The following is a 235-nucleotide window of genomic DNA, read 5'->3' as shown; positions in this document are numbered from 1 at the left end:
CGGCGCGGCGGCAGCCGAGCGGCTGATCCGGCTCAACCGACTGGACGCCATCGCCGCCGCCAGGCCGAGATGCAGAGCGCGGCCGCCGCGCAGGAAGAGGCCAAGGCGCGCGAACAGGCAGCCGTCGAAGCACTGGCCCAGGGCCGCACCGCCCTGTCGCAGGCCGACCAGCGCCTGCGCGCCGCGCTGCGTGCCGCCGACGAGGCGACGACCGCGCTGGAACGGCTGGCGGGCC

Annotated in this window: 1 protein-coding gene; it reads right to left on the bottom strand. The window is 77.9% G+C overall.

Translation table 11 applies throughout. From position 1 onward, the window contains the following. The coding region (locus tag C100_RS48975; protein ID WP_200866556.1) for a hypothetical protein at nt 1-235 on the bottom strand (235 nt) is incomplete at both ends.

Origin of the sequence: Sphingobium sp. C100, assembly GCF_000508185.1 — a bacterium.
Lineage (GTDB): Bacteria > Pseudomonadota > Alphaproteobacteria > Sphingomonadales > Sphingomonadaceae > Sphingobium.
This window is presented reverse-complemented; position numbering and strand designations above follow the sequence as displayed.